The organism is Kribbella capetownensis (genome assembly GCF_004331485.1).
GTDB lineage: Bacteria > Actinomycetota > Actinomycetes > Propionibacteriales > Kribbellaceae > Kribbella > Kribbella capetownensis.
In genome coordinates this window covers 80,891-105,031 of record NZ_SJKD01000007.1, presented here as the reverse complement: position 1 = coordinate 105,031, position 24,141 = coordinate 80,891, and the positions used below count along the sequence as shown (strand labels likewise).

At 69.2% G+C, this 24,141-nt stretch carries 22 protein-coding genes; 16 read left to right on the top strand and 6 right to left on the bottom strand.

Features of this window, described 5'->3' with window-relative positions:
* Positions 1-5: 5 nt before the first annotated feature.
* From E0H75_RS28495 to E0H75_RS28470, 6 genes are all read left to right on the top strand, one after another.
* The gene (locus E0H75_RS28495; protein ID WP_131516758.1) at positions 6-890 is read left to right on the top strand and encodes an ABC transporter permease; all 885 of its coding nucleotides are present in this window, start codon (positions 6-8) and stop codon (positions 888-890) included.
* Positions 890-1,858, top strand: a complete 969-nt coding sequence (locus tag E0H75_RS28490; protein WP_131516757.1) for an ABC transporter ATP-binding protein — start codon at positions 890-892, stop codon at positions 1,856-1,858. The genes E0H75_RS28495 and E0H75_RS28490 overlap by 1 nt, the downstream gene beginning before the upstream one ends.
* Positions 1,842-2,789: an ABC transporter ATP-binding protein gene (locus tag E0H75_RS28485; protein WP_131516756.1), complete on the top strand. Its 948-nt coding sequence runs from the start codon at positions 1,842-1,844 to the stop codon at positions 2,787-2,789. The genes E0H75_RS28490 and E0H75_RS28485 overlap by 17 nt, the downstream gene beginning before the upstream one ends.
* A gap of 239 nt (positions 2,790-3,028) precedes the next feature.
* Positions 3,029-3,364 carry an ArsR/SmtB family transcription factor gene (locus E0H75_RS28480; protein WP_131516755.1) on the top strand — a complete coding sequence of 112 codons (336 nt, stop codon included), beginning with the start codon at positions 3,029-3,031 and terminating at the stop codon, positions 3,362-3,364.
* On the top strand, positions 3,361-4,161 hold the full coding sequence (locus tag E0H75_RS28475) for a VOC family protein (protein WP_131516754.1): 801 nt from the start codon (positions 3,361-3,363) through the stop codon (positions 4,159-4,161). The genes E0H75_RS28480 and E0H75_RS28475 overlap by 4 nt, the downstream gene beginning before the upstream one ends.
* The gene (locus E0H75_RS28470; RefSeq protein WP_131516753.1) at positions 4,158-4,862 is read left to right on the top strand and encodes an aminoglycoside phosphotransferase family protein; all 705 of its coding nucleotides are present in this window, start codon (positions 4,158-4,160) and stop codon (positions 4,860-4,862) included. The genes E0H75_RS28475 and E0H75_RS28470 overlap by 4 nt, the downstream gene beginning before the upstream one ends.
* A gap of 23 nt (positions 4,863-4,885) precedes the next feature.
* On the opposite strand, the gene E0H75_RS28465 is transcribed toward E0H75_RS28470, so the two are convergent.
* The 5 genes from E0H75_RS28465 to E0H75_RS28445 are packed head-to-tail and all read right to left on the bottom strand — an operon-like array spanning position 4,886 to position 9,967.
* The gene (locus tag E0H75_RS28465) at positions 4,886-6,190 is read right to left on the bottom strand and encodes a DUF58 domain-containing protein (RefSeq protein WP_131516752.1); all 1,305 of its coding nucleotides are present in this window, start codon (positions 6,188-6,190) and stop codon (positions 4,886-4,888) included.
* Positions 6,191-6,193: 3 nt separating this feature from the next.
* Positions 6,194-7,165 (bottom strand): AAA family ATPase, encoded by a 972-nt coding sequence (locus E0H75_RS28460; RefSeq protein ID WP_131516751.1) that lies wholly within the window; start codon positions 7,163-7,165, stop codon positions 6,194-6,196.
* A complete protein-coding gene (locus E0H75_RS28455) occupies positions 7,162-8,304 on the bottom strand; it encodes a DUF4350 domain-containing protein (RefSeq protein ID WP_131516750.1) in 1,143 nt (380 codons plus the stop codon). The genes E0H75_RS28460 and E0H75_RS28455 overlap by 4 nt, the downstream gene beginning before the upstream one ends.
* Entirely contained in the window at positions 8,301-8,939 is a 639-nt protein-coding gene (locus tag E0H75_RS28450; protein ID WP_131516749.1) for a DUF4129 domain-containing protein, read from the bottom strand. Before E0H75_RS28450 ends, E0H75_RS28455 begins: the two co-directional genes overlap by 4 nt.
* Positions 8,936-9,967: a hypothetical protein gene (locus E0H75_RS28445; RefSeq protein ID WP_131516748.1), complete on the bottom strand. Its 1,032-nt coding sequence runs from the start codon at positions 9,965-9,967 to the stop codon at positions 8,936-8,938. The genes E0H75_RS28450 and E0H75_RS28445 overlap by 4 nt, the downstream gene beginning before the upstream one ends.
* Before the next feature lie 257 nt (positions 9,968-10,224).
* Between E0H75_RS28445 and mtrA the strand changes: the two genes are divergently transcribed.
* The 5 genes from mtrA to hpf all read left to right on the top strand — a co-directional run bounded on the left by mtrA (position 10,225) and on the right by hpf (position 16,106).
* The gene (gene mtrA, locus E0H75_RS28440; protein WP_131353270.1) at positions 10,225-10,902 is read left to right on the top strand and encodes an MtrAB system response regulator MtrA; all 678 of its coding nucleotides are present in this window, start codon (positions 10,225-10,227) and stop codon (positions 10,900-10,902) included.
* Positions 10,903-11,021: 119 nt separating this feature from the next.
* Positions 11,022-12,680, top strand: coding sequence for an MtrAB system histidine kinase MtrB (gene mtrB, locus E0H75_RS28435; protein WP_337589522.1), 1,659 nt, complete (start codon positions 11,022-11,024; stop codon positions 12,678-12,680).
* The gene (locus E0H75_RS28430; RefSeq protein WP_131516746.1) at positions 12,677-14,467 is read left to right on the top strand and encodes an LpqB family beta-propeller domain-containing protein; all 1,791 of its coding nucleotides are present in this window, start codon (positions 12,677-12,679) and stop codon (positions 14,465-14,467) included. Before mtrB ends, E0H75_RS28430 begins: the two co-directional genes overlap by 4 nt.
* 76 nt (positions 14,468-14,543) lie before the next feature.
* Positions 14,544-15,233 (top strand): ComF family protein, encoded by a 690-nt coding sequence (locus E0H75_RS28425; RefSeq protein ID WP_131516745.1) that lies wholly within the window; start codon positions 14,544-14,546, stop codon positions 15,231-15,233.
* Between the two features lie 249 nt (positions 15,234-15,482).
* Positions 15,483-16,106: a ribosome hibernation-promoting factor, HPF/YfiA family gene (gene hpf / locus E0H75_RS28420; RefSeq protein WP_202873214.1), complete on the top strand. Its 624-nt coding sequence runs from the start codon at positions 15,483-15,485 to the stop codon at positions 16,104-16,106.
* Positions 16,107-16,217: 111 nt separating this feature from the next.
* On the opposite strand, the gene E0H75_RS28415 is transcribed toward hpf, so the two are convergent.
* A complete protein-coding gene (locus E0H75_RS28415) occupies positions 16,218-17,033 on the bottom strand; it encodes a S1 family peptidase (protein ID WP_131516743.1) in 816 nt (271 codons plus the stop codon).
* Between the two features lie 134 nt (positions 17,034-17,167).
* On the opposite strand from E0H75_RS28415, the gene E0H75_RS28410 reads away from it, so the two are divergent.
* The 5 genes from E0H75_RS28410 (at position 17,168) to E0H75_RS28390 (ending at position 24,074) form a co-directional block, all read left to right on the top strand.
* Positions 17,168-17,680, top strand: a complete 513-nt coding sequence (locus E0H75_RS28410) for a ComEA family DNA-binding protein (protein ID WP_202873213.1) — start codon at positions 17,168-17,170, stop codon at positions 17,678-17,680.
* Between the two features lie 37 nt (positions 17,681-17,717).
* Positions 17,718-18,929 carry a winged helix-turn-helix domain-containing protein gene (locus E0H75_RS28405; protein ID WP_131516742.1) on the top strand — a complete coding sequence of 404 codons (1,212 nt, stop codon included), beginning with the start codon at positions 17,718-17,720 and terminating at the stop codon, positions 18,927-18,929.
* Positions 18,930-19,113: 184 nt separating this feature from the next.
* Positions 19,114-22,020: a preprotein translocase subunit SecA gene (gene secA / locus E0H75_RS28400; protein ID WP_131516741.1), complete on the top strand. Its 2,907-nt coding sequence runs from the start codon at positions 19,114-19,116 to the stop codon at positions 22,018-22,020.
* A 72-nt stretch (positions 22,021-22,092) separates the two neighbouring features.
* Positions 22,093-23,040, top strand: coding sequence for an NAD(P)H-dependent flavin oxidoreductase (locus E0H75_RS28395; protein ID WP_131516740.1), 948 nt, complete (start codon positions 22,093-22,095; stop codon positions 23,038-23,040).
* Entirely contained in the window at positions 23,037-24,074 is a 1,038-nt protein-coding gene (locus E0H75_RS28390; protein WP_131516739.1) for a LacI family DNA-binding transcriptional regulator, read from the top strand. Before E0H75_RS28395 ends, E0H75_RS28390 begins: the two co-directional genes overlap by 4 nt.
* Positions 24,075-24,141 lie beyond the last annotated feature (67 nt).

The window sequence follows — 24,141 nt, the reverse complement described above, 5'->3', positions numbered from 1 at the left end:
CGTGGATGAGCAGCGTGACGTGGGTCCGGCGGCAGCGGGCGTTGCAGCGGTTCTGGTCGGAGTTCCGGATGCACAGGGCCGGAATGGTGGGGCTCGCCATCCTGCTGGTCGCGGTGGTGCTCGCGTTGATCGCGCCGCTGTTCATCGACGCGGGCGTGACGAACGTGGTCAGCGGGACCCGCGCGAAGATGGCGCCGCCGAGTATCGACGACCCACTCGGGACCGACGAGTCCGGGCGGTCGGTGCTGCTGATGATCTGGTGGGGCTCTCGGACCTCGCTGCTGATCGGGTTCCTGGCCGCGCTGCTCAGCATGGTGATCGGGACCACGTTCGGCATCGCGGCCGGGCATTTCCGGGGCTGGGTCGGCGCGATCATCCTGCGCATCACCGACTGGTTCCTGGTGCTTCCGTCGCTGGTCACCGCGCTGGTGCTGGCCGCGATCCTCGGCGGCAGTACGGCGACCATCATCGTCGCGATCGGCGTGACGTCGTGGCCGTCGACGGCCCGGCTGATCCGGGCGCAGACGCTGGCGGTCGAGGCACGGCCGTACATCGAACGGTCGCTCGCTCTCGGTGCCGGGCACTGGCACATCACCACCCGGCATGTGTTCCCGAACGTCGCGCCGTTGCTGCTGGCAAGTACGACGCTGGAGGTGGCGAGCGCGATCGTGACCGAGTCGACGCTGGCGTTCCTCGGTGTCAGTGCGAACAAGACCTCGTGGGGGACGATGTTGCGCGGTTCCTACGACTGGGGTGCGGCCACTGCGGGTGCCTGGTGGTACATCTTGTTGCCGGGTCTGTGCATCGTGCTCGTGGTGATGGCCTTCACCTTGTGTGGAAGGGCTTTGGAGTCCGTGCTCAATCCCCGGCTGCGGACGAGGGCGGCGTGATGAGCCTGCTCGAGTTGGACGAGGTGTCGGTCACGTATCGCATCGCCGCCGGCGACGTTCCCGCCGTACGCGGAGTGTCGTTGTCGCTGGAGGCGGGGGAGGCTGTCGGGCTGGCCGGTGAGTCGGGATCCGGCAAGTCGTCGGTGGCGATGGCGTTGCTGCGGTTGCTGCCGCGGTCGGCGCGGGTCGACGGGCGGATCCTGCTGGACGGCGAGGACGTGCTGGCGATGAAATGGGGTCGGCTGCGGGCCGTTCGTTGGTCTGAGGCGTCGATCGTGTTCCAGGGGGCGCAGCACGGTTTGAATCCGGTGCAGCGGATCGGTGACCAGATCGCCGAGCCCTTGCTCGTGCACAACTTGGCGACGCCTTCCGAGGCTTCGATGCGGGTGCGGGAGCTGCTGGAACAGGTCGGGCTACCGACGTGGCGGGCTCGGAGCTATCCGCACGAGCTCAGTGGTGGCCAACGGCAACGAGTCATGATCGCGATGGCGCTGGCCTGTTCGCCGCGGCTGATCATCGCCGACGAACCGACGACCGCGCTGGATCTGATGGTGCAGGCGCAGGTGCTGACGTTGATCCGGAAGTTGATCGCCGAGCACGACATCTCGCTGCTGATGATCTCGCACGACCTGTCCGTACTGGCTGACGTGTGCGACCGGTTGGCGATCATGTACGCCGGTCGGCTGGTCGAGGCGGGTCCGGCGTCGGCGGACTTCCGGCATCCGTACAGCCAGGCGCTGGCGGCTGCCTTCCCGACGGTTGGTGATCCGGCGTCGCGGCTCGCGCCGCGCGGGCTGGCGGGCGATCCTCCGGATCCGCAGCAGTTGCCCGGTGGGTGTGCGTTCCATCCGCGGTGCCCGGTGGCGATCGACGACTGCTCGACAGCTCCTGTGGACCTGCGGGACGTGGGTCCTGGACGGACGGCAGCGTGTCTGTTGGTGGGGAGGAGTCTTGCTAGAGGCAACTGATGTCAGGGTCGAGTTCGGCGGTCGTGGTGGCCGGCGGGCGCGAGCGGTGGACGGTGTGAACCTGACCGTTGCGCCGGGCGAGATCGTTGCGCTGGTGGGCGAATCCGGGTGCGGCAAGACGACACTCGCCCGTACCTTGCTCGGACTCGAACGGCCGACCTCCGGCCAGGTCTCGTACGACGGGACGCCGCTGAGCTACACGGGGCGTCGGCTGCGGGCGTTTCGGCGGCAGGTGCAGTTGGTGCTGCAGGATCCGATGGGGTCGCTGAATCCGCGACAGACCGTGTACGAGGCGGTCGCCGAAGGGCCGCGGATCCACGGACTGCCGGACGAGGAGAAGGTCGTCGCGGATGCGTTGTCGCGCGCGGGGCTGCGGCCGCCGGAACGGTTCTTCCTGCGCTATCCGCACGAGTTGTCCGGCGGTCAACGGCAGCGCGTGGTGATCGCCGGTGCGCTGGCGCTCAGTCCCAAGGTGCTGATCGCCGACGAGCCGGTCGCGTCGCTGGACGCATCCGTGCGCGGCGAGATCCTGTCGCTTCTGCTCCGGCTCCGGGACGACCTCGGGTTGGCCGCGCTGGTGGTCACGCACGATCTGGGCCTCGCCTGGAACATCGCGGACCGGGTCGCCGTCATGTACCTCGGCCGCATCGTCGAGTCCGGCCCGACCGAGGACGTCCTGACCAATCCCCAGCACCCCTACACCCAAGCCCTCCTGTCAGTCCTCCCCGAGTCCCCAGAACGCATCGTCCTCACCGGCGAACCGCCCGACCCCACCCGAATCCCCACCGGCTGCCGCTTCCACCCCCGCTGCCAACTGTTCGCCGCCACCCAAGACGCCGAGGCCTGCCGCACCACCCCCCTCCCCACCCTCACCGCCACCGCCGACCCTCAGGTCGCCTGCCACCTGGCCCCGGTCCCCACCACTGCCTGACCCCGTGCCGCCGCACAGTCCTGCTCGGGCCGGCAGATGTGTGCATACGGACAGGTAGTGCACCTGCGAAACACCGTCCACATGAGGCGGTCCCGCTCAGGTGCACTACCCGGTGGGCCGGTACTACCTGTCCGCTCGCACGGGATCAGACCTCGGTGTCACCGTTGGCTCGGACGAGGTGGCCGTCGGCTTCCTTCCAGAGGTTGACAATAGTTAACAGATCGGGCAACTATTGCGGGATGGCGGAAGATCAGGTTGATCGGTTCTTCGAGGTGCTGGCCGATCCGACCCGTCGGCAGGTCGTGCGGCTGCTGGGCGACGGACCGCAGCGTGCCGGGCAGCTCGCCACTGCCACCGGCTCGTCGTCGCCGGCGATGAGTCGGCACTTGCGCATCCTGCTGGCGGCCGGTCTGGTGGCCGACGAGCGCGGACCCGACGACGCGCGGGTCCGGATCTTCCGGCTCAACCCTGAGCCCGTGGTCGCCGTACAGGCCTGGCTGGACCAGGTCCAGGCGCACTGGCGCGACCAACTGGGGTCCTTCAAACGCCACGTCGAGCAGAAGGAGTCATCGTGACCGAGCAATCCGCCACGGCATCAGTCGAGGTGGCCGTCGACCCGGCGACCGCATTCAAGGTGTTCACCGAGGAGATCGATCTGTGGTGGGTGCGCGGGCCGATCAACTTCATGGACTCCGCCCGGCTGCTCGAGTTGCGGATCGAGCCGGGGGTCGGTGGGCGCTTCCTCGAGGTCTACGGCCCGGACGATGTCCTCGAGTCCGGCCGGATCACGGTCTGGGAGCCCGGTACGGCGTTCGCGTATCGCAACCCTGCCGAGGATGTCGAGACCCGGGTCGGGTTCGACCCGATCGATGGTGGCACCCGCGTCACCGTCGTACAGTATCTCCTCGCGGAGGGCGCCGACACGGCCTTCGTCTGGCCGAACGTCCTGCACTGGCTGCCTGCCTGGGTGGCCCGCCGCGACTCGGCTCCGCGTACGCCGCGTGAGCTCGACCGGCTCGCGATCGCCTTGTACTACGAGGATCCGGCCGCGGCAGCGCGCTGGCTGCACACCGTCTTCGGCCTCGACTCGTGGGACAAGATCCCGCCCGAGGGACAGCCCCCGTCCTGGATCGAACTCCACGTCGGCTCCGCCGCAGTACTCCTCTTCAAGCGCACCGACCAGGCCGCGCCAGCAGCCGACCACGACGTCTGGGTGTACGTCGACGACCTCGACGCCCACTTCGCCCGGGCCCAATCCAACGGCGCCAAGATCCTCTCCGACATCCACCAGCACGGCTACCGCTCCTACGACGCCGAAGACCTCGAAGGCCACCACTGGACCTTCCTCCAAGCCCGCCCGACCCAGCTGTGAGCGAACGTCCACTCAGCGGCGGCCGGATCACTCCGGGCGTCGTCCAGATCGGCGACACAGTACGGCGACCCACCTCGCTGCGATCGGAGTTCGTGGTGGAGTTGCTGCGCCTGCTCGAGCAGAGAGGGTTCGAGCAGGCGCCGAGGTACCTGGGCCAGGACGACGCGGGACGAGACATCCTGACGTACCTCGACGGGCAGGTGCCGGTCAGATTCCAGCAATGGACCGACACCCAGGTCGCTGCGTTCGGCAGGTTGCTGCGCGCGTTCCATGACGCCACCCGCGGCAGCCGCCTCGCAGGCGATCACGAGGTGGTCTGTCACCACGATCCAGGCCCGAACAACGTCATCTTTCGCGACGAGCTGCCGGCGGCCCTGATCGACTTCGACATGGCCGAACCGGGCAGTCCCTTGGAGGACATCGGCTACGCGGCCTGGACCTGGTGCGTCGCGTCGAAAGAACCGCTGGAAACCCAACCAGGACAGGTGAAAGTCCTCGTCGACGCGTACGGCCTCGCCGGGTCCCAGCGCGATGCCGTGGTCGACGCCATTCTGGACCGCCAGCTGCGCAACGCCCGCTTCTGGACCGAAACAACCGTCGAGGTCACCGACCACCAACGGGCTGAGCGCATCGCCTGGTCCCACCGCGAACACGCCTTCACCACAACCAACCGCCAAGCCTTCGAACAAGCCCTCGCCTAGCCGTCCATGCGGACGTTGTCCACCTACAGGCGGCCGGCCTTCTTCAGAGCTAGGTAGGTGTCGGCTAGGGCGGGGGCTATGGTGTCGGGGTTTTCGTCGAGGACGGTGACGCCGGCTCGGGTGAGGACGGCGGTTACGCGTTCGCGGTCGAGGCGGGTGCGGGCGGCGGAGGCGGCGCCGTAGACCTCGAGGAGGTCGGAGCGGGTGGACTCGAGCTCGGTGAGGCGGGGGTCGGCGACCGACGCGAGGACGATCACGTGGCGGCGCAGCAGCGGGCCGATGACGGGGAGGAGGGACTCCTCGATCACCGCGGGGTCCAAACCGGTCAGCAGTACGACGAGGGAACGTTGGCCGAGCCGTTCGAGCACCTGCGAGACGACGACGCGGAAGTCGGTCTGGACGAGCTCGGCCTCGACGTTCGCCAAAGCGTTCACGAACGACGGCAGCACGTCCTCCGGCGCGGGGCGTCGTACGTCGGCCCGGACCGCGGAATCGCAAGCCAGCAAGGAAACCCGGTCACCGGCGCGGGTCGCGAGCGCGGCCAGCAGGAGCGCGGCATCCATCGCGTGGTCGAGCCGCGGCGCGTCGCCGACCCGTCCGGCCGACATCCGGCCTGAGTCGATCACGATGGCGACCTGGCGATCGCGCTCCGGTCGCCAGGTCCGCAGTACGACGTTGCCGCGACGGGCCGTGGCACGCCAGTCGATGCTGCGTACGTCGTCACCCGGCACGTAGTCGCGCAGTGAGTCGAACTCGGTGCCCTGACCCCGCACAAGCAGAGCGGTCCGCCCGTCCAGCTCCCGCAACCGCGCCAGCCGCGACGGCAGGTGCTTGCGGCTCTTGAACGGCGGCAACGCCCGCACCGTCCACGGCACCCGATGAGACCCTTGCCGGCCGGCGAAACCGAGCGGACCGATCGATCTGATCGTCACCCGATCCGCCTGCCGGTCCCCGCGCCGCGTCGGCAGCAGATTGGTCGTCAGCCGTCGCCGTTCGCCATGCGGCAGGTTCAGCTTGTGCGGCGGGTCCAGTACGCCGGCCGACGGCGCCCATGCGTCACGCAGCAAACCACGCACCCGACGACCCGGATTGGCCACCAGCAGATTCACAGCAGCGTGCTCACCCAGCCGTACGGCGGTGTCGCCCTCGCGGCTCAACTGCAGTCGCCGAGGCGAGCCGGCCAGCAGCAGGTCCACCACGCACACCACCACGCACACCACAACGACGACCGCGACGACCAGACCGACGCCACCCCAGCTCGGCAGCGCCAGAGCGACGAAGACGACCCCGGCGGCGGCCAGCAGAGCGGCCCTGTAGGTGAGCACCATGAGCTATCGGGGCACCGGTACGGTCGCCAGGACGCTCTCCAGCACCGCGTCCGCGCTGACACCCTCGAGCTCGGCCTCCGGCCGCACCTGGACCCGATGCCGAAGGCAAGGACGTGCCATCGCCTTCACATCGTCCGGAATCACGTAGTCCCGACCGGACAGCCACGCCCACGCCCTGGACACGGCCAGCAGGGCGGTAGCGCCTCGCGGCGACACCCCGAGCTGCAGTGATGGCGACTGCCGCGTCGCCCGGCACAGGTCCACGACGTACGCGAGTACGTCCTCCCGGACCGAGACCCGGCGTACGGCGGCCTGTCCGGCGGCGAGGTCCTCCGGCCCAGCCACCGGGCGCAGACCGGCAGCAGCCAGATCACGTGGGTCGAAGCCTTGGGCATGCCGAGCGAGTACGGCGATCTCCGCGTCGCGCGGCGGGATGTCGAGCGTCACCTTCAGCAGGAACCGGTCCAACTGGGCCTCGGGCAACGGGTACGTGCCCTCGTACTCGATCGGGTTCTGCGTCGCGGCGACGACGAACGGCACCGGCAGCAGCCGCGGTACGCCGTCGACGGTGACCTGCCGCTCCTCCATTGCCTCCAGCAACGCCGCCTGCGTCTTCGGCGGGGTCCGGTTGATCTCGTCGGCCAGCATGATGTTGGTGAACACCGGACCCGGCCGGAACTCGAACTCGCTGCTCTTCGCGTCGTACACGAGCGATCCGGTCACGTCACCGGGCATCAGGTCCGGCGTGAACTGCACCCGCTTGGTGTCCAGCCGCATCGCCATCGACAACGCGCGCACCATCAGCGTCTTCGCCGTACCGGGCACGCCCTCCAGCAGCACGTGGCCGCGGCAGAGCAGGGCGAGTACCAGTGCGGTCACTGCGGTGTCCTGACCGACCACCGCCTTGCCGATCTCGGTCCGCAGCGCGACCAGCGCCTGCCTGGCCTGGTCGGCGCTGACCTCGGTAGTCGTCACGGGTGTCGTACCTCCTGCGTCAGTACGTCGAGTTCATGGGACAAAGACATCAGAGCGGCGTCGCTGAGCGGTGGGAGGCCGTAGAGGAGTTCGTACAGCATCGCCGGGTCCCGGCCGGTGCGGGCCGCCACTGTCGCCACGACAGCCGACGGATCGGCCCGCCGGGGGATGCCGTGCGCCTTGTGGAGCTTGCCGAGCGCCGACTCGCGCAGTGCGGCCGCAGCGCGGTCCCTGGCTCGTGAGCGTCGATACAGCCGCGCCCGGCCCTCTGTGGTCTCGGCAGCGTGCACGATGACCGGCAACCGCTCCGCGACCACCGGGCCGAGCCGTCGGCCCCGCCACAACGCCACCACGAGTACGGCGAAGGCCAGCGCCCACCCGATGTAGCGGATGTCCGGCGGGACCAGTGGAGGGCTGTCCTCGTCGTCGTCGCCGAACCCGCTCGACTCCCACTGCGGCAGGTACCAGGTCAGCTCCCGGTCGGTGCCGATCAGGTTGAGCGCCAGGGCCGCGTTGCCGTCGTCGGCGAGCTGCTCGTTGGTGAACGAGCGGGTGGTTCCCACGACGTCGACGATCCGGCCGGCCGACTCCACCCGGATCACCGTGTTGTTGATGCCGTCGCCGTAGCACGCCTGCGCGCCGTCCGGTGCGGAGTACGTCGACCCGCCGACGGTCACCGTGCCGGCCTTCACCGCGGCCGGCAGCTCGCAGTTCGGCTGACGGCTGTCCGAGGCCAGGATCTGTCCGTTGTCCTCCACACCCGGTGCCAGGACCTCCAGCGCTCTGGTGCCGGGGCGGATCAGGACCACATGGCTCCAGCCGGCGTCTGCGATCCGCTGCCAGTCGTCGCGGTCGAGCTGGCCCTCCGGGCCGATGAGCAGCGTCTTGCCGCTGCCTGGCTGGACGGCGTCGTCCAGTACGTCGGTGCCGGTCACCTTCACGCCGTGGTTGCCCAGCAGCGTCGCCAGCGCCCGCGCTCCCTCCGGCTCGGTGGAGTCCGGGCTGAACGGCCCGGAAGTCCGTGCGGTCGTGGCGATCAGTACAACGATCGCCGCCAGCACGATTACTCCGGTCACCAGCAGCGGCGTCCGCAAGGCCCGCCAACTCTCCCCAGCGCTCCGCCCGACCGCAGTACTCATCCACTCACCATGACCCGAGCAGTCCGGGCAGCGTCGTCGGCGGCGACGACTGCGGCGTACCGCTGCGGTGTGCCCGGACGGTTGCCGTAGACAACCTCGGTGAACGCGAGCGCCGCCGGCTGCAGTGGCTCCCGCAACGCCGGTGTCGCGCGTCCGGCGTCGGCAACCACCTCGTACGCCGTCCGCCCGGCGCGATCGTCCAGGATCGTGCGCTCGGTCAGTTCTGCCACGCAGGCACGGAAGCGGCTGCGGATGGCGTGGGCGAAGTCGCCGGACGCCGCCTCCCGCTCCGCCTGAGCGCGGTACTCGGCCGCAGTGCGCGGTCTCGAGGTGTCGAAGACCGTCTGCTTCTCCCGATGACTGGTCCGGAGTACGCCGGCCCGCCACAGCACCACGACGACGATAAGCGCGAGCAGGACGATCAGCATGACCAGACCAGCGTGGCCGTTCGGGGAGGAACCGCTGAGGCTGTCCAGCATGTCGCCGATCCACTGCATGACCTTGTTGAGCGCCTTCTCGATCAATGAGCCGCCGGACTGCCGGTACGCCGACTTCGACAACTCCTGGGCCGCCTCGGCAGCCGCCTGGTCCCGACCGATGTCCACCGGCGGTTCCTCGAGGAACACAGCGATCACGGCGTACCTCCTGGCCGCAGGACCGGACGCATCCACAGGTCGAGGCCCTCTCGCCGGACCCGCAGATCCAGGTAGATCAGGGCCTGGACGGCAGACATGAAGGCCAGGCTGGCGATCAGCGTCATCGCGGTCGCGACACCCGCCGCCACACCGATCACCACAGCGGCTACCGTCGCGCCGGTGCCGTCGCTGCTGTCGGCCCAAGAGCCGACCGTGAGCACCAGCGTGGTCACCCCGAACTGCAAGGCGTACCCGACGATGTTGACCACCAGACCGGCGAACAGCAGGATGCCGAACACCCGCCAGAACTTGCCTTTCACCAGCCGCCAGGAACGCTTCAGCGAACCCCAGATCCCCACCCTGACAGGGATGTAGAGGCCGATGTCGGGCGCATGCCGCCCCTCCATCAGTACGACGGTCCCGGCCAGCACCAGGCGGATGCCGAAGATCAGCACGAGCACAGCGCCGACCAGCACCAGCACCACGGCCACCGCACCGGCCACGTCGGACGAGATCGCGGCGTCCGTGCCGGAGCCGATACCGAACACCGCCAGACCCCAACCGGCGATCAGGACGACGAACGACAGCGACTGCAGCAGCCCAACAGCTGCCAGCGCGGGCAGCGACGGCCGGACCAGGCGCAGCAACTCGCGCGGGCCGACGCGATGCGCCAACTGGCTTCGCACGGCGGCGAGAGCGATGATCCCGGCCATCATGCTCGACACCACGGTGAACAGGACCAGCTGGACGCCGTACGTGAGCAGCAACGCCGCACCGGCCTGCTGGAACGGGTCATCGGACCCGAAGAACCCACCTAGACCGCCAGGTACGGCGACCTCCGTCAGCACGGCCTGGACCGCGATCAGTGCGAGGGCTGCCAGGACCGGGAGGCCGAGCATGATCGTCTTGTTGTCGGAGATGGTCCGGGCCGCGTTGTCGAGCAGGTCCGCGGGCAGCCACGGCCGCAGCGGCTCCGTCGCCGTGCCCTCGTGCAGCGTGATATCGCCGGCCGTCTGCTTGGCCACCATCCACCTCCCGTCCCCGCTGAACCATCGGCCGGACGCCGACGTGTGATCCCCAGAAGCTCGGCCCCAGAGTTGTGCCCAGAGTTGTCTTGGACACCCGCAGTGCACCATGATCACAGCCCAACTCGGGGTCACTCGGCGATCCGGCGTGTGCACTACCCGGGGAATGGGACACTATCCGTAGTGCGTACGGTCAGCATCCGCTGGGCGCACAACGATCGGACGGCAAGGAGCAGGGCGTGGCAGAAGGCAACCGGACGATGCGGGGCCGCATCCTCATCGTCGACGACGACACCGCGTTGTCGGAGATGCTCAGCATCGTGCTGCGCAACGAGGGCTACGACACCTATCTGTGCGCAACCGGTGACAAAGCGGTACCGGCGTTCCGGGAGTTCAAACCGGACCTGGTGCTGCTCGACCTGATGCTGCCCGGCATGGACGGCATCGACGTCTGCCGGGCGATCCGGGCCGAGTCCGGCGTACCGATCGTGATGCTGACGGCCAAGAGCGACACCGTCGACGTCGTGCTGGGCCTGGAGTCCGGTGCCGACGACTACGTGGTCAAGCCGTTCAAGCCGAAGGAGCTGGTGGCCCGGATCCGGGCCCGGCTGCGCCGGATGGACGAGCCGGGGCCGGAGTCGCTCACCATCGGCGACCTGACCATCGACGTCGCCGGGCACTCGGTGAAGCGGGCCGGGGAGACCATCCAGCTGACTCCGCTGGAGTTCGACCTGCTGGTCTGCCTGGCCTCCAAGCCCTGGCAGGTGTTCACCCGCGAGGTGCTGCTGGAGCAGGTCTGGGGCTACCGGCACGCGGCCGACACCCGGCTGGTCAACGTGCATGTGCAGCGGCTGCGCTCCAAGATCGAGAAGGACCCTGAGCACCCGGAGATCGTGGTCACGGTCCGCGGTGTCGGTTACAAGGCGGGTGCGGACTGATCGAGTACGGACGCGACCAGGAGTCGCAGGCTGTCGCCGACGCCCCGGCAACGACGCCGGGGCCGGAGCAGCAGCCGGCCCCTCCCGAGCAGGAGGCGGCCGAGACCCGCGGGACGGAGCTGGAGCTGACCGCCGCCGCGGCAGATTGGCCTGCCTACCCGCAGCCGCTCTGGCGGACGCATCCCAAGCACTGGCCGGACATCTGGCGCCGGTCCATCCAGGCCCGGATCGTCACCGGCACCCTGCTGATGTCGACCGTCGTACTGCTCCTGGTCGGCTGGGTGATGATGAGCCAGGTCACCGACGGTGTGCTGGAGTCCCGTCGTGGCAGCGCGCAGGCGGAGGCGCGGGCGCAGCTGACCTCGCTGTCCAACACCATCAACGCCGCCGACCCGACCACGATCAACCAGCAGCTGTCCGAGCTGGTCCTCGGCACCAACCGCCCCGGCCTGTACGACGTTCTGCTCGTGCCGACCGACACGGCCACCTCGAACGCGATCCGCTACACCGGGCTGGTCGACAGCGACTCGATCCCGCAGGCGCTGGCCTCGTCGGTGATGAGCGACGACTCCAAACTGTGGGACACCTACACGCTGATCAACTACCGCGACGGACCCAGCGTCCCCGGTCTGGTGATGGGATCCCAGCTTCGGGTGAACTCCACCGGCGACCGGTACGCCGTCTATTTCCTCTTCCCGCTCACTGCGCAGCAGGAGACGCTCGACGTCGTCCAGCGCGCGCTGGTCACCGCCGGCCTGCTGCTGGTCGTGCTGCTCGGTGCGGTGGCGTGGCTGGTCACCCGTCAGGTCGTCACCCCGGTCCGGATGGCGCGGCGGATCGCGGAGCGGCTGGCCGCAGGCAAGCTCGAGGAGCGGATGCAGGTCCGCGGCACCGACGACCTGGCCCGGCTGGCGGTCTCTTTCAACAAGATGGCGAGCAACCTGCAACGGCAGATCCGGCGGCTCGAGGAGCTGTCCCGGTTGCAGCGCCGGTTCGTCTCCGACGTCTCGCACGAGCTGCGGACCCCGTTGACCACGGTCCGGATGGCCGCCGACCTGCTGCACGAGAGCCGGGACCAGTTCGACCCGATCAGTCGCCGCTCGGTCGAGCTGCTGCAGAACGAGCTCAACCGATTCGAGGAGCTGCTCGCCGACCTGCTGGAGATCAGCAGGTTCGACGCCGGAGCGGCCGCCTTGGACCTGGAAGACGTGGATTTGCGCGACATCGTCAACCGGGTACTCGAGAACCACGAGTCCCTGCTCCGGCGCAAGGGCTGCGAGGTGCAGCTGGACATCCCGGAGCCCTGCCGCGCGCAGGTGGACGCCCGCCGGATCGAGCGGATCCTGCGGAACCTGATCGGCAACGCCATCGAGCACAGCGAGGGCCTGCCGATCCGGATCAGCACCGCGTACGACGAGGACTCGGCCGCCGTCGCGGTCCGCGACCACGGTGTCGGTTTCCGGGCCGAAGAGGCCGAGATGGTGTTCAGCAGGTTCTGGCGGGCCGACCCGGCTCGGGCGCGGACCACCGGCGGCACCGGCCTCGGCCTGTCGATCGCGCTGGAGGACGCACGGCTGCACGGTGGCCGGCTGGACGCCTGGGGCTCACCGGGCGAAGGCGCGTACTTCCGCCTCACGCTGCCGCGCCGGCCCGACGTCACGCTGTCCGGATCGCCGCTGCCGGCCCGCCCCGCCGACGCCAGCCGGGTCGTCTCCGACAAGTCGCTGGTCGACGTCGGAGCGCCGTACCAGAAGCTGACGGGTGGTGAGCAGCGGTGAGGCGCAGACTGCTTGTTGTCGTGCTGGCGCTGACTTTGCTGGTCACCGGGTGCGCGACCGTCCCGACGCAGGGGAACATCCGCCAGGGCAGCCGGGAAGGGTTGGCCCAGGGCGGGCTCGGGGTCGGCGTCGAAGCGAAGCCGCCGCGGGACAACCTCACCGAGCTGGAGCTGGTGAACGGGTTCCTGGAGGCGATGTCGGACACGCGGGCCTTCGACGTCGCCCGGCAGTACATGACGGCCGACGCGGCCGCGGCCTGGAAGCCCGAGACGCAGACGATCGTCTACGACCAGCGCCCCGGATCGCTGTCGCCGCAACCAGGCGGTGGGGTGAAGCTGACCGCCCGGAAGATCGCGACCGTCGACGAACGGGGCGAGTGGATTCCGGCGGCGCCCGGTGCCGACCGGGCCGACTTCCTGTTCAAGGTCGCGAAGGTCGACGGCCAGTTGCGGGTCGCTTCGGTGCCGCCGGGGGTGTACCTGGGCAGCAACCAGGTGGACCTCAAACTCGCCCCGCGCGATCTGTACTTCTTCAACCCCGGCCGGGAGTTGCTGGTCCCGGACCCGGTCTACCTGCCGGTGAACCAGTCCCAGGGCCAGGCCGCGACCCAGCTGGTCCAGGAGCTGCTGAAGGGACCGACCAAGAGCCTCGGCAACGGCGTCGTGTCGCTCGCCCCGCCCGGCACCGAGGTGCAGGTCTCTGTCCCGGTCGAGTTCGGCGTTGCCACGGTCGCGCTGAACGACACGGCCGCCGCGCTGCGGGAGCCGGACCGCCGGCTGCTCGCCGCCCAGATCGTCTGGACGCTCAACCAGATCAACCTCCGGGCCCGGATCACGGTCGGCGGCGCACCGCTGCTTCCGGACGATCCCGACGAGCTGCCGTTCGCCAACTTCAGCCAGTTCGACCCGTCCGTCCCCGGTGGCGCGATGACCACGCTCTACGGTCTGCGACAGGGCCGGGTGCAGCGCGTCGAAGGGCTGGACGGAGCGTCCGACATCGCCGCCCGGCCGCTGGACTCCAGCCTGCTGCACGGGCAGATCGCCGAGTCGTTCGCGGTGAACCTGAGCGGTGACTCCGGCGCGATCGTGACCACCATCGACGGCGACAAGGTGGTCGCCTACGGTCCGCTGGACAACACCGACAACAGCGACAAGACCGACGACCTGCGCAAGATCAAGACCCTCGGCACGGTGCTGCGGCCGAGCTACGACCACGACGACAACCTGTGGATCCTGGACCGGGCCGACAAGGCGACGCCGCGGCTGCGGGTCCGCAACCGCGACGGGAAGGTCACCGCCGTGACGGTCAGCTTCCGCGGTGACACCCCGCTGGTGCTGCGGATGGCGCCGGACGGTGTCCGGGCGCTGCTGGTGATGCGCTCCAAGGCCACCGGCAAGACGTACGTCGAGACCGGGGCGATCCAGACCGGCCCGGACGGCAAGCAGTTGCTGCTCGGCAGCCTCCGCAAGCTCGAGCTGGCACTCACCGACATGACCGACGCGGCCTGGAACAAGCAGGGTGTCCTGGTCGCCGGGGCATCGGGCTCGGCCAGCAACGCCGACCGCGCGCCGTGGCTGGTCAATCCGGACGGTTCCAAGCTCCAGTTGCTGCCGGGTGCGTCCACAGACTTCATCACCCAGCGGCTGGCCTCGAACCCGAACAAGGACACGCTGCCGGCGGTCGAGGACGTCGACGGGCACGTGCACTGGCAGACCCGCGACCTGACCTGGACCGCGATGGAGGACGACGCGAACGCGATGCCGTTCATTCCGGTCTACCCGGGCTGACCTCGGCCGCGAGATATCCACAGGCCGGCGCCGGGGCGGTTGCGGCGCCGGGGCGGCGTCGCCGATCGTGGGTGCGATGCCGGTCCGGGACGCGTTCGCCGATCTCGTCCTGGGTGGGCGCTGCGCGGGCTGCGACCGGCCCGGAGTCACTCTCTGTGGTGGTTGCCGGGAGCTACTGACCTCAGTGACTCCGTTCCGTGCCTGGCCCGACCCGCGTCCGCACGGACTGCCGCCACCGACCGCGGCAGCGCCGTACGCCGATCAGGTGCGGAAGCTGATCATCGCGCACAAGGAGGAGGCCCGGTACGCGCTTGCTCGTCCGCTCGGGCAGGTCCTGGCGACCGCCGTGCTCGCGGCTCTCGGCAACCATCCGGGAGTGTGGATCTGCCCTGTCCCATCAGCGCCTTCGACCGTCCGGCAGCGTGGCCACGACCCGTTGGCGCGGATCACCAAGGCCGCCGTGCGGGCGCTCCGGCGCAGTGGCGTCGACGCCAGGCCGGCGCTCGCGCTGTCCGTCGTACGGCGTCCTGACGACCAGGCCGGACTGTCCGCGGAACGCCGAACGGCCAACCTGGCCGGGGCTTTCGCGCTTCGTTCGCGCTGGGCTGAAACGCTGACCGATCAACCGGTCCTGCTGGTCGACGACGTGATCACCACCGGTTCCACGCTCAGCGAAGCCTGCCGCGCCTTGGAAACCGGGGGAATTCCGGTGCTGGGCTGCGCGGTGCTGGCCGCGACCCGTCGGCAGCGGCCGTCTGGTTCATGAGAACTTCCCTACCGGTTTTCGCCGAAGCCGACTAGCGTTGGCCTATGACACCCGCACGGGCTTGTCGGGCAGGGAAGTGGTGCAGGACCGGATCAGCCGGAATCCTCACTGCGGAGTCCGACGGGCGTGATGGCGGGTGTTCTCGTTTCGGGCGCCCCAACCGCAACCGACACAGTGAGACGGAGTGGATTTCACCGGCTGGCGGGGGTCCGGAGGTGTAGAAGAAGTCGCCGATCGATGGAGGTTTCCGTGGACGTCGTTGTCAAGGGTCATCACTGCGAGGTCAGTGACCGCTTCCGGCAGTACGTCGAGGAAAAACTCGAGCGGATCGAGAAGGTCGATCACCGGGTACTGCGGTGCGAGGTAGAAGTCAGCCAGGAGAAGAACCCGCGACAGCACGATCGGGCGATGCGTGTCGAGCTCACCATGTACACCAAGGGGCCGGTGGTCCGCGCCGAAGCCTGCGGCGAGACCAAGCAGGCGGCGTTCGACGTCTGCCTCGACCGGCTCCGGGCCCAGGTCCGCAAGGCGGCGGACCGGCGCCGGGTGCACCGCGGTGAGCGCTCGCCGGAAGGCCTGCGGCACGTGAACGCGAAGCAGCCGCTCAACGGCACACCAGCAGTGGAGGAGACAGTCGCCGACGACGAAGTGGCGACGTACAAGTTCGGATCCCTCACGGTCACCGGGGACGGACCCCTGGTGATGCGCGAGAAGACCCACACCGCCAAGCCGATGTCCCTGGACCAGGCGCTCTACGAGCTCGAACTGGTCGGGCACGACTTCTATCTCTTCGTGGATGCGGACGAGAACCAGCCCAGCGTCGTCTACCGGCGCCGCGGCTACGACTACGGCGTGATCCGCCTGACCGTCTGATCCACCCCGCTCCGGTCGCGTGAGGCCGACCTCCGAGGTTCCGGGAGGAGCGCAACAGAGAAGGGGCCGGGCTGACCAGCCCGGCCCCTTCTACTTCCCTGTGACGGTCGGCTATCCGTCGATCTGGGACTGGAGTTCGGCCGCGTACGTCGCCACCTCCGCGTAGACGCCCGGGTTACCGGCGTCCGCGCACCCGATACCCCACGAGACCACGCCGAACAGGCGGCCGTTCAGGACCAGCGGCCCGCCCGAGTCGCCCTGGCAGGAGTCCTTGCCGCCGTCCTCGTAGCCGGCGCAGATCTCGCCGTTCGCGGTGTAGCCCTCGCTCGCGTACGCCTGCTCGCAGTACTCGTCACCCAGCACCGGCACGTCCACCTTCTGGAAGGTGTCCGCCGGACCGGTGCCCTCGGTGTCGCCCCAGCCGTAGACCACCGACGGTGCTCCAGCTGTGTCCGCCCCCGCGTCGGTCTCCAGCGCCAGGGTGGGTACGCCGTCGAACGGCGTGGCCAGCGTCATCACAGCCACGTCGTGGCCGCCGGCGCTGCCGTACTCCGGGTCCACCCAGATGCTGCTGATCTTGGACTCCTTGCCGCTGGACGTGTCGGTCAGCACGTCCCGGCCCTGGATCGCGGTGTAGGTGCTCGCCGACTCCTGGGCGCAGTGCGCGGCGGTCACGATCTTGTTCGCCGCGACCAGCGTCGATCCGCACCACTCGCCGGTGGGATCGGGGGAGCCGCTGTTCGACAGCTGGATGGCCCACGGGGTGTCGGCGGTGTGGGCGATGGTGCCACCGACGATCCGGGTCTTGGGTCCGTCCGGCGCTTCCGCGGCCGATGCGGAGCCGGCGACGGCCACCGCACCGAGGGACGCCGCGGCCAGCACACCGGCTGCCAGGGCAGCACGGACCAACTGCAATCTTCCTGTCATGCCTCACTCCAGGTTGATAGGGGCCACACGGGCGGCGCGGCCTGGTTGGAGCGTCCCCCGAACACCCTCTGTAGCGCACCTCCCACTTGCGGTAACTCCCGAGTTATGGCCCGGGCTCCCACTACAGTTCGGCCGTGCGTGCGCCTCGAACCAACTGGAAGACGGTCTGGCTGAAGCTGGCCGGCGCCGCCGTGCCTCTGGTGACGATCGGCGTCGGCAGCCCGATCATGTTCGGCATCCTGGCGTTCCGGCGGCGGAGTCTGCTGCTTGCGGTGTCCGCGCTGGTCTATCTGGGCACGGCCGTCGCCTTCTGGGTGCCCGGCTGGGGCGAGCCGGATCACCCGAGCCCTGACCCCGTCGTCTTCGTACTGCTGGCCAGCATGGGCGTGGCGAGCATCCAGGCCGCGCTCATCATCGGCGGCCGGAAGTACGGCGGCCAGGTCGACCTCAACGACGCCCCGGCCGAGGTGTTGTCGGCGCTGCCCGGGCTGGATCAGCAACGCGCGACGGCCATCGTGTCGAGCCGCACTGAGACGGGTCGCTTCCGGTCGGTCGATGAGCTGTGGTCCCGGGGGCTGCTGTCCGGCCCTCCGAGCAAGGATCTGGTGGACCGGCTGGTCGTCGTACCGGTGCAGGACCGGCGCTGAGCGGATTCTGTCGGTGGAGCCGGGCAGAATCTCGAAGATGACTACGCAGGTGTTGTCGACGGCGCAGGCGCGACGGGTCGCGCTGGCGGCCCAAGGCTTCATGGACCCGCGGCCGAAGGGAGTGCCCGACGCCCGGGCGCTGGCCCGCGTGCTCGGCCGGATCGGCCTGATCCAGATCGACTCGGTCAACGTGCTCAGCCGCGCGCAGTACCTGCCGCTCTACTCCCGGCTCGGTCCGTATCCGCGGGCGCTGCTCGACCGTGCCAGCGGCAAGGCGCCTCGGCGACTGGTCGAGTACTGGGCGCACGAGGCGTCGCTGATCCCGGTCGAGACCCATCCGCTGATGCGCTGGCGGATGGACCGCGCGATGACCGAGGCGTGGGGTGGCCCGCGCGCGATCGCGCAGCAGCGGCCGGACCTGGTCAAGCAGGTGCTCGCGGACGTCCGCGAGCACGGGCCGCTGACCGCTCGGGAGATCGATGACGACGTCGAGCGCGAGCGGGACAACTGGGGCTGGAACTGGTCCGACGTCAAGCGAGCCCTCGAGTTCCTCTTCTACGCGGGCCAGATCACGGTGGCGCGCCGCAACCAGCAGTTCGAGCGGCAGTACGACCTACCTGAGCGGGTGCTGCCGGCCGCCGTACTGGCGACTCCGACGCCGTCCGTTGCCGAAGCACATCGGGGGCTGGTGTCGATTGCGGCGAAGGCGCATGGCGTGGCGACTGCGCAGTGCCTGAGGGACTACTTCCGGACTGCGCCTGACCCGACCGCGCAGGCGATCCAGGAGTTGGTCGAGGAGGGTGAGCTGCTGCCGGTCCAGATCGAGGGTTGGAAGCGGCCGGCGTACCTGCACCGGGACGCGCGGCTGCCGCGGAGGGTGAACACGCGGGCCCTGGTCAGCCCGTTCGACTCGCTGGTGTTCGAGCGCACCCGGACCGAGGTGCTGTTCGACTTCCGGTACAGGATCGAGATCTATGTGCCGGCCGAGAAACGCATCTACGGGTACTACGTCCTCCCGTTCCTGCTCGGCGACCGGTTGGTGGCGCGGGTGGACCTGAAGTCGGACCGGACGGCCGGCGTGCTGCTGGTCCAGTCGGCGCACGCGGAGCCGAAGGCGCCGGTGGAGACCCCCGACGAGCTGGCCGCGGAGCTCGTCCAACTGGCGGGCTGGCTCGGTCTGGACCAGGTCCGGGTGGCCGGTGGGGGTGACCTCTCGCCTGCGCTGAGTGACGCCCTGCGCGGTTTCTGATTGCGCAACCGGAACTTTTCGGCGTCCCGGAGCGTGGGTCGGGTAAGCCCCAAGGCACGCAGCGGGAGTGGATTGACACACCCAGCCCCGTACCATGGGTCACGCGCGCCCGCCTGTGGGTCGGACGCGCCTGTCGGCTCATGCCGCAACCCAGGCTTCAGCAGCAAGGAGAGAACTCCCCACCATGAAGGTGATCGACAAGGTCCTGCGGATCGGCGAGGGCAAGATCCTGCGTCAGCTCCAGGGCATCGCGAAGATGGTCAACTCGATCGAGGACGACTTCGTCGGCATGTCCGACGAGGAGTTGCGCGGTCAGACCGCGGAGTTCAAGCAGCGGCACGAGAACGGGGAGTCGCTCGACTCGCTGCTGCCGGAGGCGTTCGCGGTGGTCCGGGAGGCGGCCAAGCGGACGCTGCACCAGCGGCCGTACGACGTCCAGGTCATGGGCGGCGCCGCACTGCACCTGGGCAACATCGCCGAGATGAAGACCGGTGAGGGCAAGACCCTGGTCGCCACCATGCCGGTGTACCTGAACGCGCTGTCCGGCCGGGGCGTGCACGTGGTCACGGTGAACGACTACCTGGCCAAGTACCAGGCCGAGTGGATGGGCCGGGTGTACCACTTCCTCGACCTCGACTACGGCGTGATCCTGCCGGAGATGACCCCGGCCGAGCGCCGGGTCGCCTACAGCAAGGACATCACCTACGGCACCAACAACGAGTTCGGGTTCGACTACCTGCGCGACAACATGGCGCAGAGCATCGAGGACTGCGTCCAGCGCGATCACAACTACGCGGTCGTGGACGAGGTGGACTCGATCCTGGTCGACGAGGCCCGGACCCCGCTGATCATCTCCGGCCCGGCCGAGGACTCGCAGCGCTGGTACGTCGAGATGGCCCGGATCGCCGGCACGCTGAAGCCGCGGATCGCCGACGACAAGGTGCCGGAGGAGCAGCGCCCGGTCGCCGACTACGAGGTGGACGAGAAGAAGCGCACCGTCGCCATCCTCGAGCGCGGCATCGAGAAGGTCGAGGACCGGCTCGGCATCGACAACCTGTACGAGTCGGCCAACACCCCGCTGATCAGCTACCTGAACAACGCGCTCAAGGCCAAGGACCTGTTCCGCCGCGACAAGGACTACGTGGTCGTCGACAACGAGGTCCTGATCGTCGACGAGCACACCGGCCGGACGCTGCACGGCCGCCGCTACAACGAGGGCCTGCACCAGGCGATCGAGGCCAAGGAGAACGTCGAGATCAAGGAGGAGTACCAGACCCTCGCGACGATCACGCTGCAGAACTACTTCCGCCTCTACGACAAGCTGGCCGGCATGACCGGTACGGCGATGACCGAGGCGGCCGAGTTCTCCAAGATCTACAAGCTCGGCGTGGTCCCGATCCCGACCAACAAGCCGATGATCCGCAGCGACGAGCGGGACTTGATCTTCCGTACCGAGGACGCCAAGTTCGACGCGGTGGTCGACGACATCGTCGAGGTGCACCAGAGCGGTCAGCCGATCCTGGTCGGCACCACCAGCGTGGAGAAGTCCGAGCGGCTGTCCGCGCAGCTGCGCAAGCAGAACGTCGCGCACGAGGTGCTGAACGCCAAGCAGCACGCCCGGGAGGCGGCGATCGTGGCCGAGGCCGGCCGCAAGGGCGCGGTCACGGTGGCCACCAACATGGCCGGCCGTGGTACCGACATCATCCTCGGCGGCAACCCGGAGTTCCTGGCCGACAAGGAGTTGCGGGCCCGCGGCATCGACCCGGCCGAGGCGATCGAGGAGTACGAGGCGGCGTACCCGGCCCTGCTGGAGCAGTTCGAGAAGCAGGTGAAGGACGAGCAGGAGGAGGTCCGCGAGGCGGGCGGCCTGTACGTGCTCGGCACCGAGCGGCACGAGTCCCGCCGGATCGACAACCAGTTGCGCGGCCGGTCCGGCCGGCAGGGCGACCCGGGCATGTCCCGCTTCTACCTGTCGCTGGAGGACGACCTGATGCGGCTGTTCAAGCGCGAGATGGTCGACTGGGCGATGTCGCGCAACAACGACGACAGCCAGCCGCTGGAGAACAAGGTCGTCACCAAGGCGATCGCGTCGGCGCAGTCCCAGGTCGAGGCGCAGAACTTCGAGACCCGCAAGAACATCCTCAAGTACGACGACGTGATGAACCGGCAGCGGCACGTCGTGTACGACGAGCGCCGCCGGGTGCTCGAGGGCGCGGACCTGCGCGAGCAGGTGCAGGACATGCTCGAGGAGACCGTCACCGGGTACGTGCAGGGCGCGACCGCGGACGGGTTCGCCGAGGACTGGGATCTGGACGCGCTGTTCACCGCGCTGAGGACGCTGTACGCGACCGAGGTGACCGAGGACGACCTGATCGAGGAGGCCGGCGGCGAGAAGGCCGGCCTGACCTCGGACTTCCTGATCGAGCGGTTCATCCTCGACGCCAAGGAGGCCTACGAGCGGCGCGAGGAGATGCTCGGCGCGGAGTCGATGCGTGAGCTCGAGCGCCAGGTCGTGCTGAGCGTGCTGGACCGCAAGTGGCGCGAGCACCTGTACGAGATGGACTACCTGCGTGAGGGCATCGGGCTGCGCGCGATGGCGCAGCGCGACCCGCTGGTCGAGTACCAGCGCGAGGGCTACGACATGTTCGCCGCGATGATGGAGTCGATCAAGGAGGAGTCGGTCGCCTTCATCTTCAACGTCGACGTGAAGGCGATGCAGGAGCAGATGGTGCTCTCGGCCGACGCCGAGGTGGACCAGGTCGCCGAGGACGAGGACATCCTGACGCCCGGTGCGCCGGTGGCGGAGTTCCCCGGCCGGCTCCAGGACGAGATCCGCCCGCAGGACACGCCGCGACCCCGGGACACCCCCCGGCTGCAGGTCAAGGGCCTGAGCGAACGGCGCCCGCAGCGGTTGTCGTACTCCGCTCCGACCATCGACGGCGACGACGAGGTCTCGCACCACCAGGACGCGGGCGACGAGGGTGGCCTGATGTACGCCGGCACCCCGCGCAACGTCGCCTGCCCGTGTGGCTCGGGCAAGAAGTACAAGCGCTGCCACGGCGACCCGCAGTCGGACGCCTACAAGTTCTGACGCCCTCTTAGAGTTCTGCACAGTGTGGCTCCCGTCTTGGCGGGAGCCACACTGCTGTGGTGGTGTGGTCGCATGTGGCTGAAGGAGCGGTTCGGTCTGGGGGTGCCTGTGGTGGGGGCACCGATGGCGAACGTGAGTGGCGGGAAGCTGACGGCCGCGATCTCGGCGGCCGGGGGACTCGGGATGCTGGGAGCCGGGTCGGCGGTCACCGCTGACTGGATCCGGACTGAGGGAGCCGTGGCCGCGGCGGGCGGGAACCCGTACGGGATCGGGCTGATGGCCTGGTCGGTGGACGAGCGGCCCGAGCATCTCGACGCGGTACTCGAGCTCAAGCCGGCCTTGGTGTCGCTCAGCTTCGGCGACTACACGCCGTACGTCGAGGCGCTGCAGAAGGAAGGCATCGTCGTCGCGACCCAGGCGGGGACGGTCGCGGACGCGCGGCAGGCGATCGACGCCGGCGTCGATGTGATCGTCGCGCGGGGTGCCGAGGCAGGCGGTCACGGCCGCAACGAGGTCGCCACCCTCCCGCTGCTGCAGGCGATCCTCGACCTCACCGACCGCCCGGTGCTCGCGGCCGGCGGCATCTCCGGTCCGCGCGGGCTGGCCGCCGTACTGGCCGCTGGAGCAGCAGGTGGCTGGATCGGTACGGCGTTCCTCACTTGCGTCGAGGCGTTGACGTCGGAGCCGGTCCGCCGCCGGGTGATCGAGGCGGACGAGACCGACACCGTCTACGGCACGGTCTTCGACGCGGCGTCACGCGCGGGCTGGCCGGACGAGTTCGGCGGCCGCGCGCTGCGCAACGACTTCTTCGACAGTTGGGTCGGTCGCGAGGAGGAACTCAAGACGAAGGACAGCGGGCACGCCGACTACGTCGAGGGCACCCGCGCCGGTGATCCCACCCGCGCGTCGATCTACGCGGGCCAAGGCGTCGGCGCCCTCACCGGCCAACCGACAGCCGCCGAAGTCCTCGAAGGTTTCGCGAGCTACCGCACCTACCTCCAGGCCGCGAGCAACCAGTGAACCAGGCGGCACCGGGCAGCGGGCGGACGACTCTGGCGACTGTCGCCGCAGCGGCCGGGGTGTCGACGGCGACGGTGTCGAAGGTTCTGAACGCGCGACCGGACGTGGGCCAGGAGACCCGGGTCCGGGTCGAGCGAGCGCTCGCCGACCACGGGTACGTCCCGCAACGCCAGCGGAGAGGACGGAAGAAGACGCGGGTCCGGACCGTCGGCCTGGTCTGCGACGACCTGCTCTCGCCGTACACCGTCGAAGTCCTGCGCGGTGTCAGCGGTGCCGCGGCGGAGTCAGAGGTCGATGTGGTGGTCGCCCTGCTCGATGACGTCCTGGGCGGCCCGTCGTCGGATGCCTGGGTACGGCGGCTGCGCGCTGCCGGGCACGAAGGGATGATCGTCGTCGCCTGCGAACTCACCGAACTGCAGGGCGCCGCCGTCGACCGTGCCGGTCTTCCTTTGGTGGCGATCGATGCGCTGAGCCTTCCCTCGATCGAGGTGGCGACTGTTGGCGCGACCAACGGGACCGGTGCGTTGGGCGCGACCGAGCACCTGATCGGGTTGGGGCACGAGCGGATCGCCTTCGTCGGTGGCCCGGAGTCGTCGTCCTGCGGACAGGCCCGGCTGCACGGCTATCTCGCGGCGATGACGAACGCCGGTTTGCACGTCGACACGGAGCTCATCTCGCACGGTCTGTACATCACCGCGACCGGGGTCGCGGAAGGCCGGCGCCTGCTCGGGCTGGAGCGACCGCCGACTGCCGTCCTCGCCGCCAATGATCCGATCGCCATCGGCGTGATCGAAGCGGCCCGCCTGCAGGGACTTGCGGTGCCGGCGGATCTGAGTGTCGTCGGCTTCGACGACACCTTCCTGGCCGAATCGTCGACACCGCCGCTGACCACCGTTCGACAGCCCTTGCAGCAGATGGGCGCCTTCGCGTTCGAGAGCCTGATGCGTCTGGTCGGCGGCCGTGCGCTGGACACGTCCCACATCGAGCTGGCCACCGAGCTCATCGTCCGGGATTCGACCACCCGCCTGCTCTAGCGCCGGGAAGACGGCGGGAAGGTCCGGGGAAGGCGCTCCTCCTAGCGTCGTCGGCAGTTGTCCACGA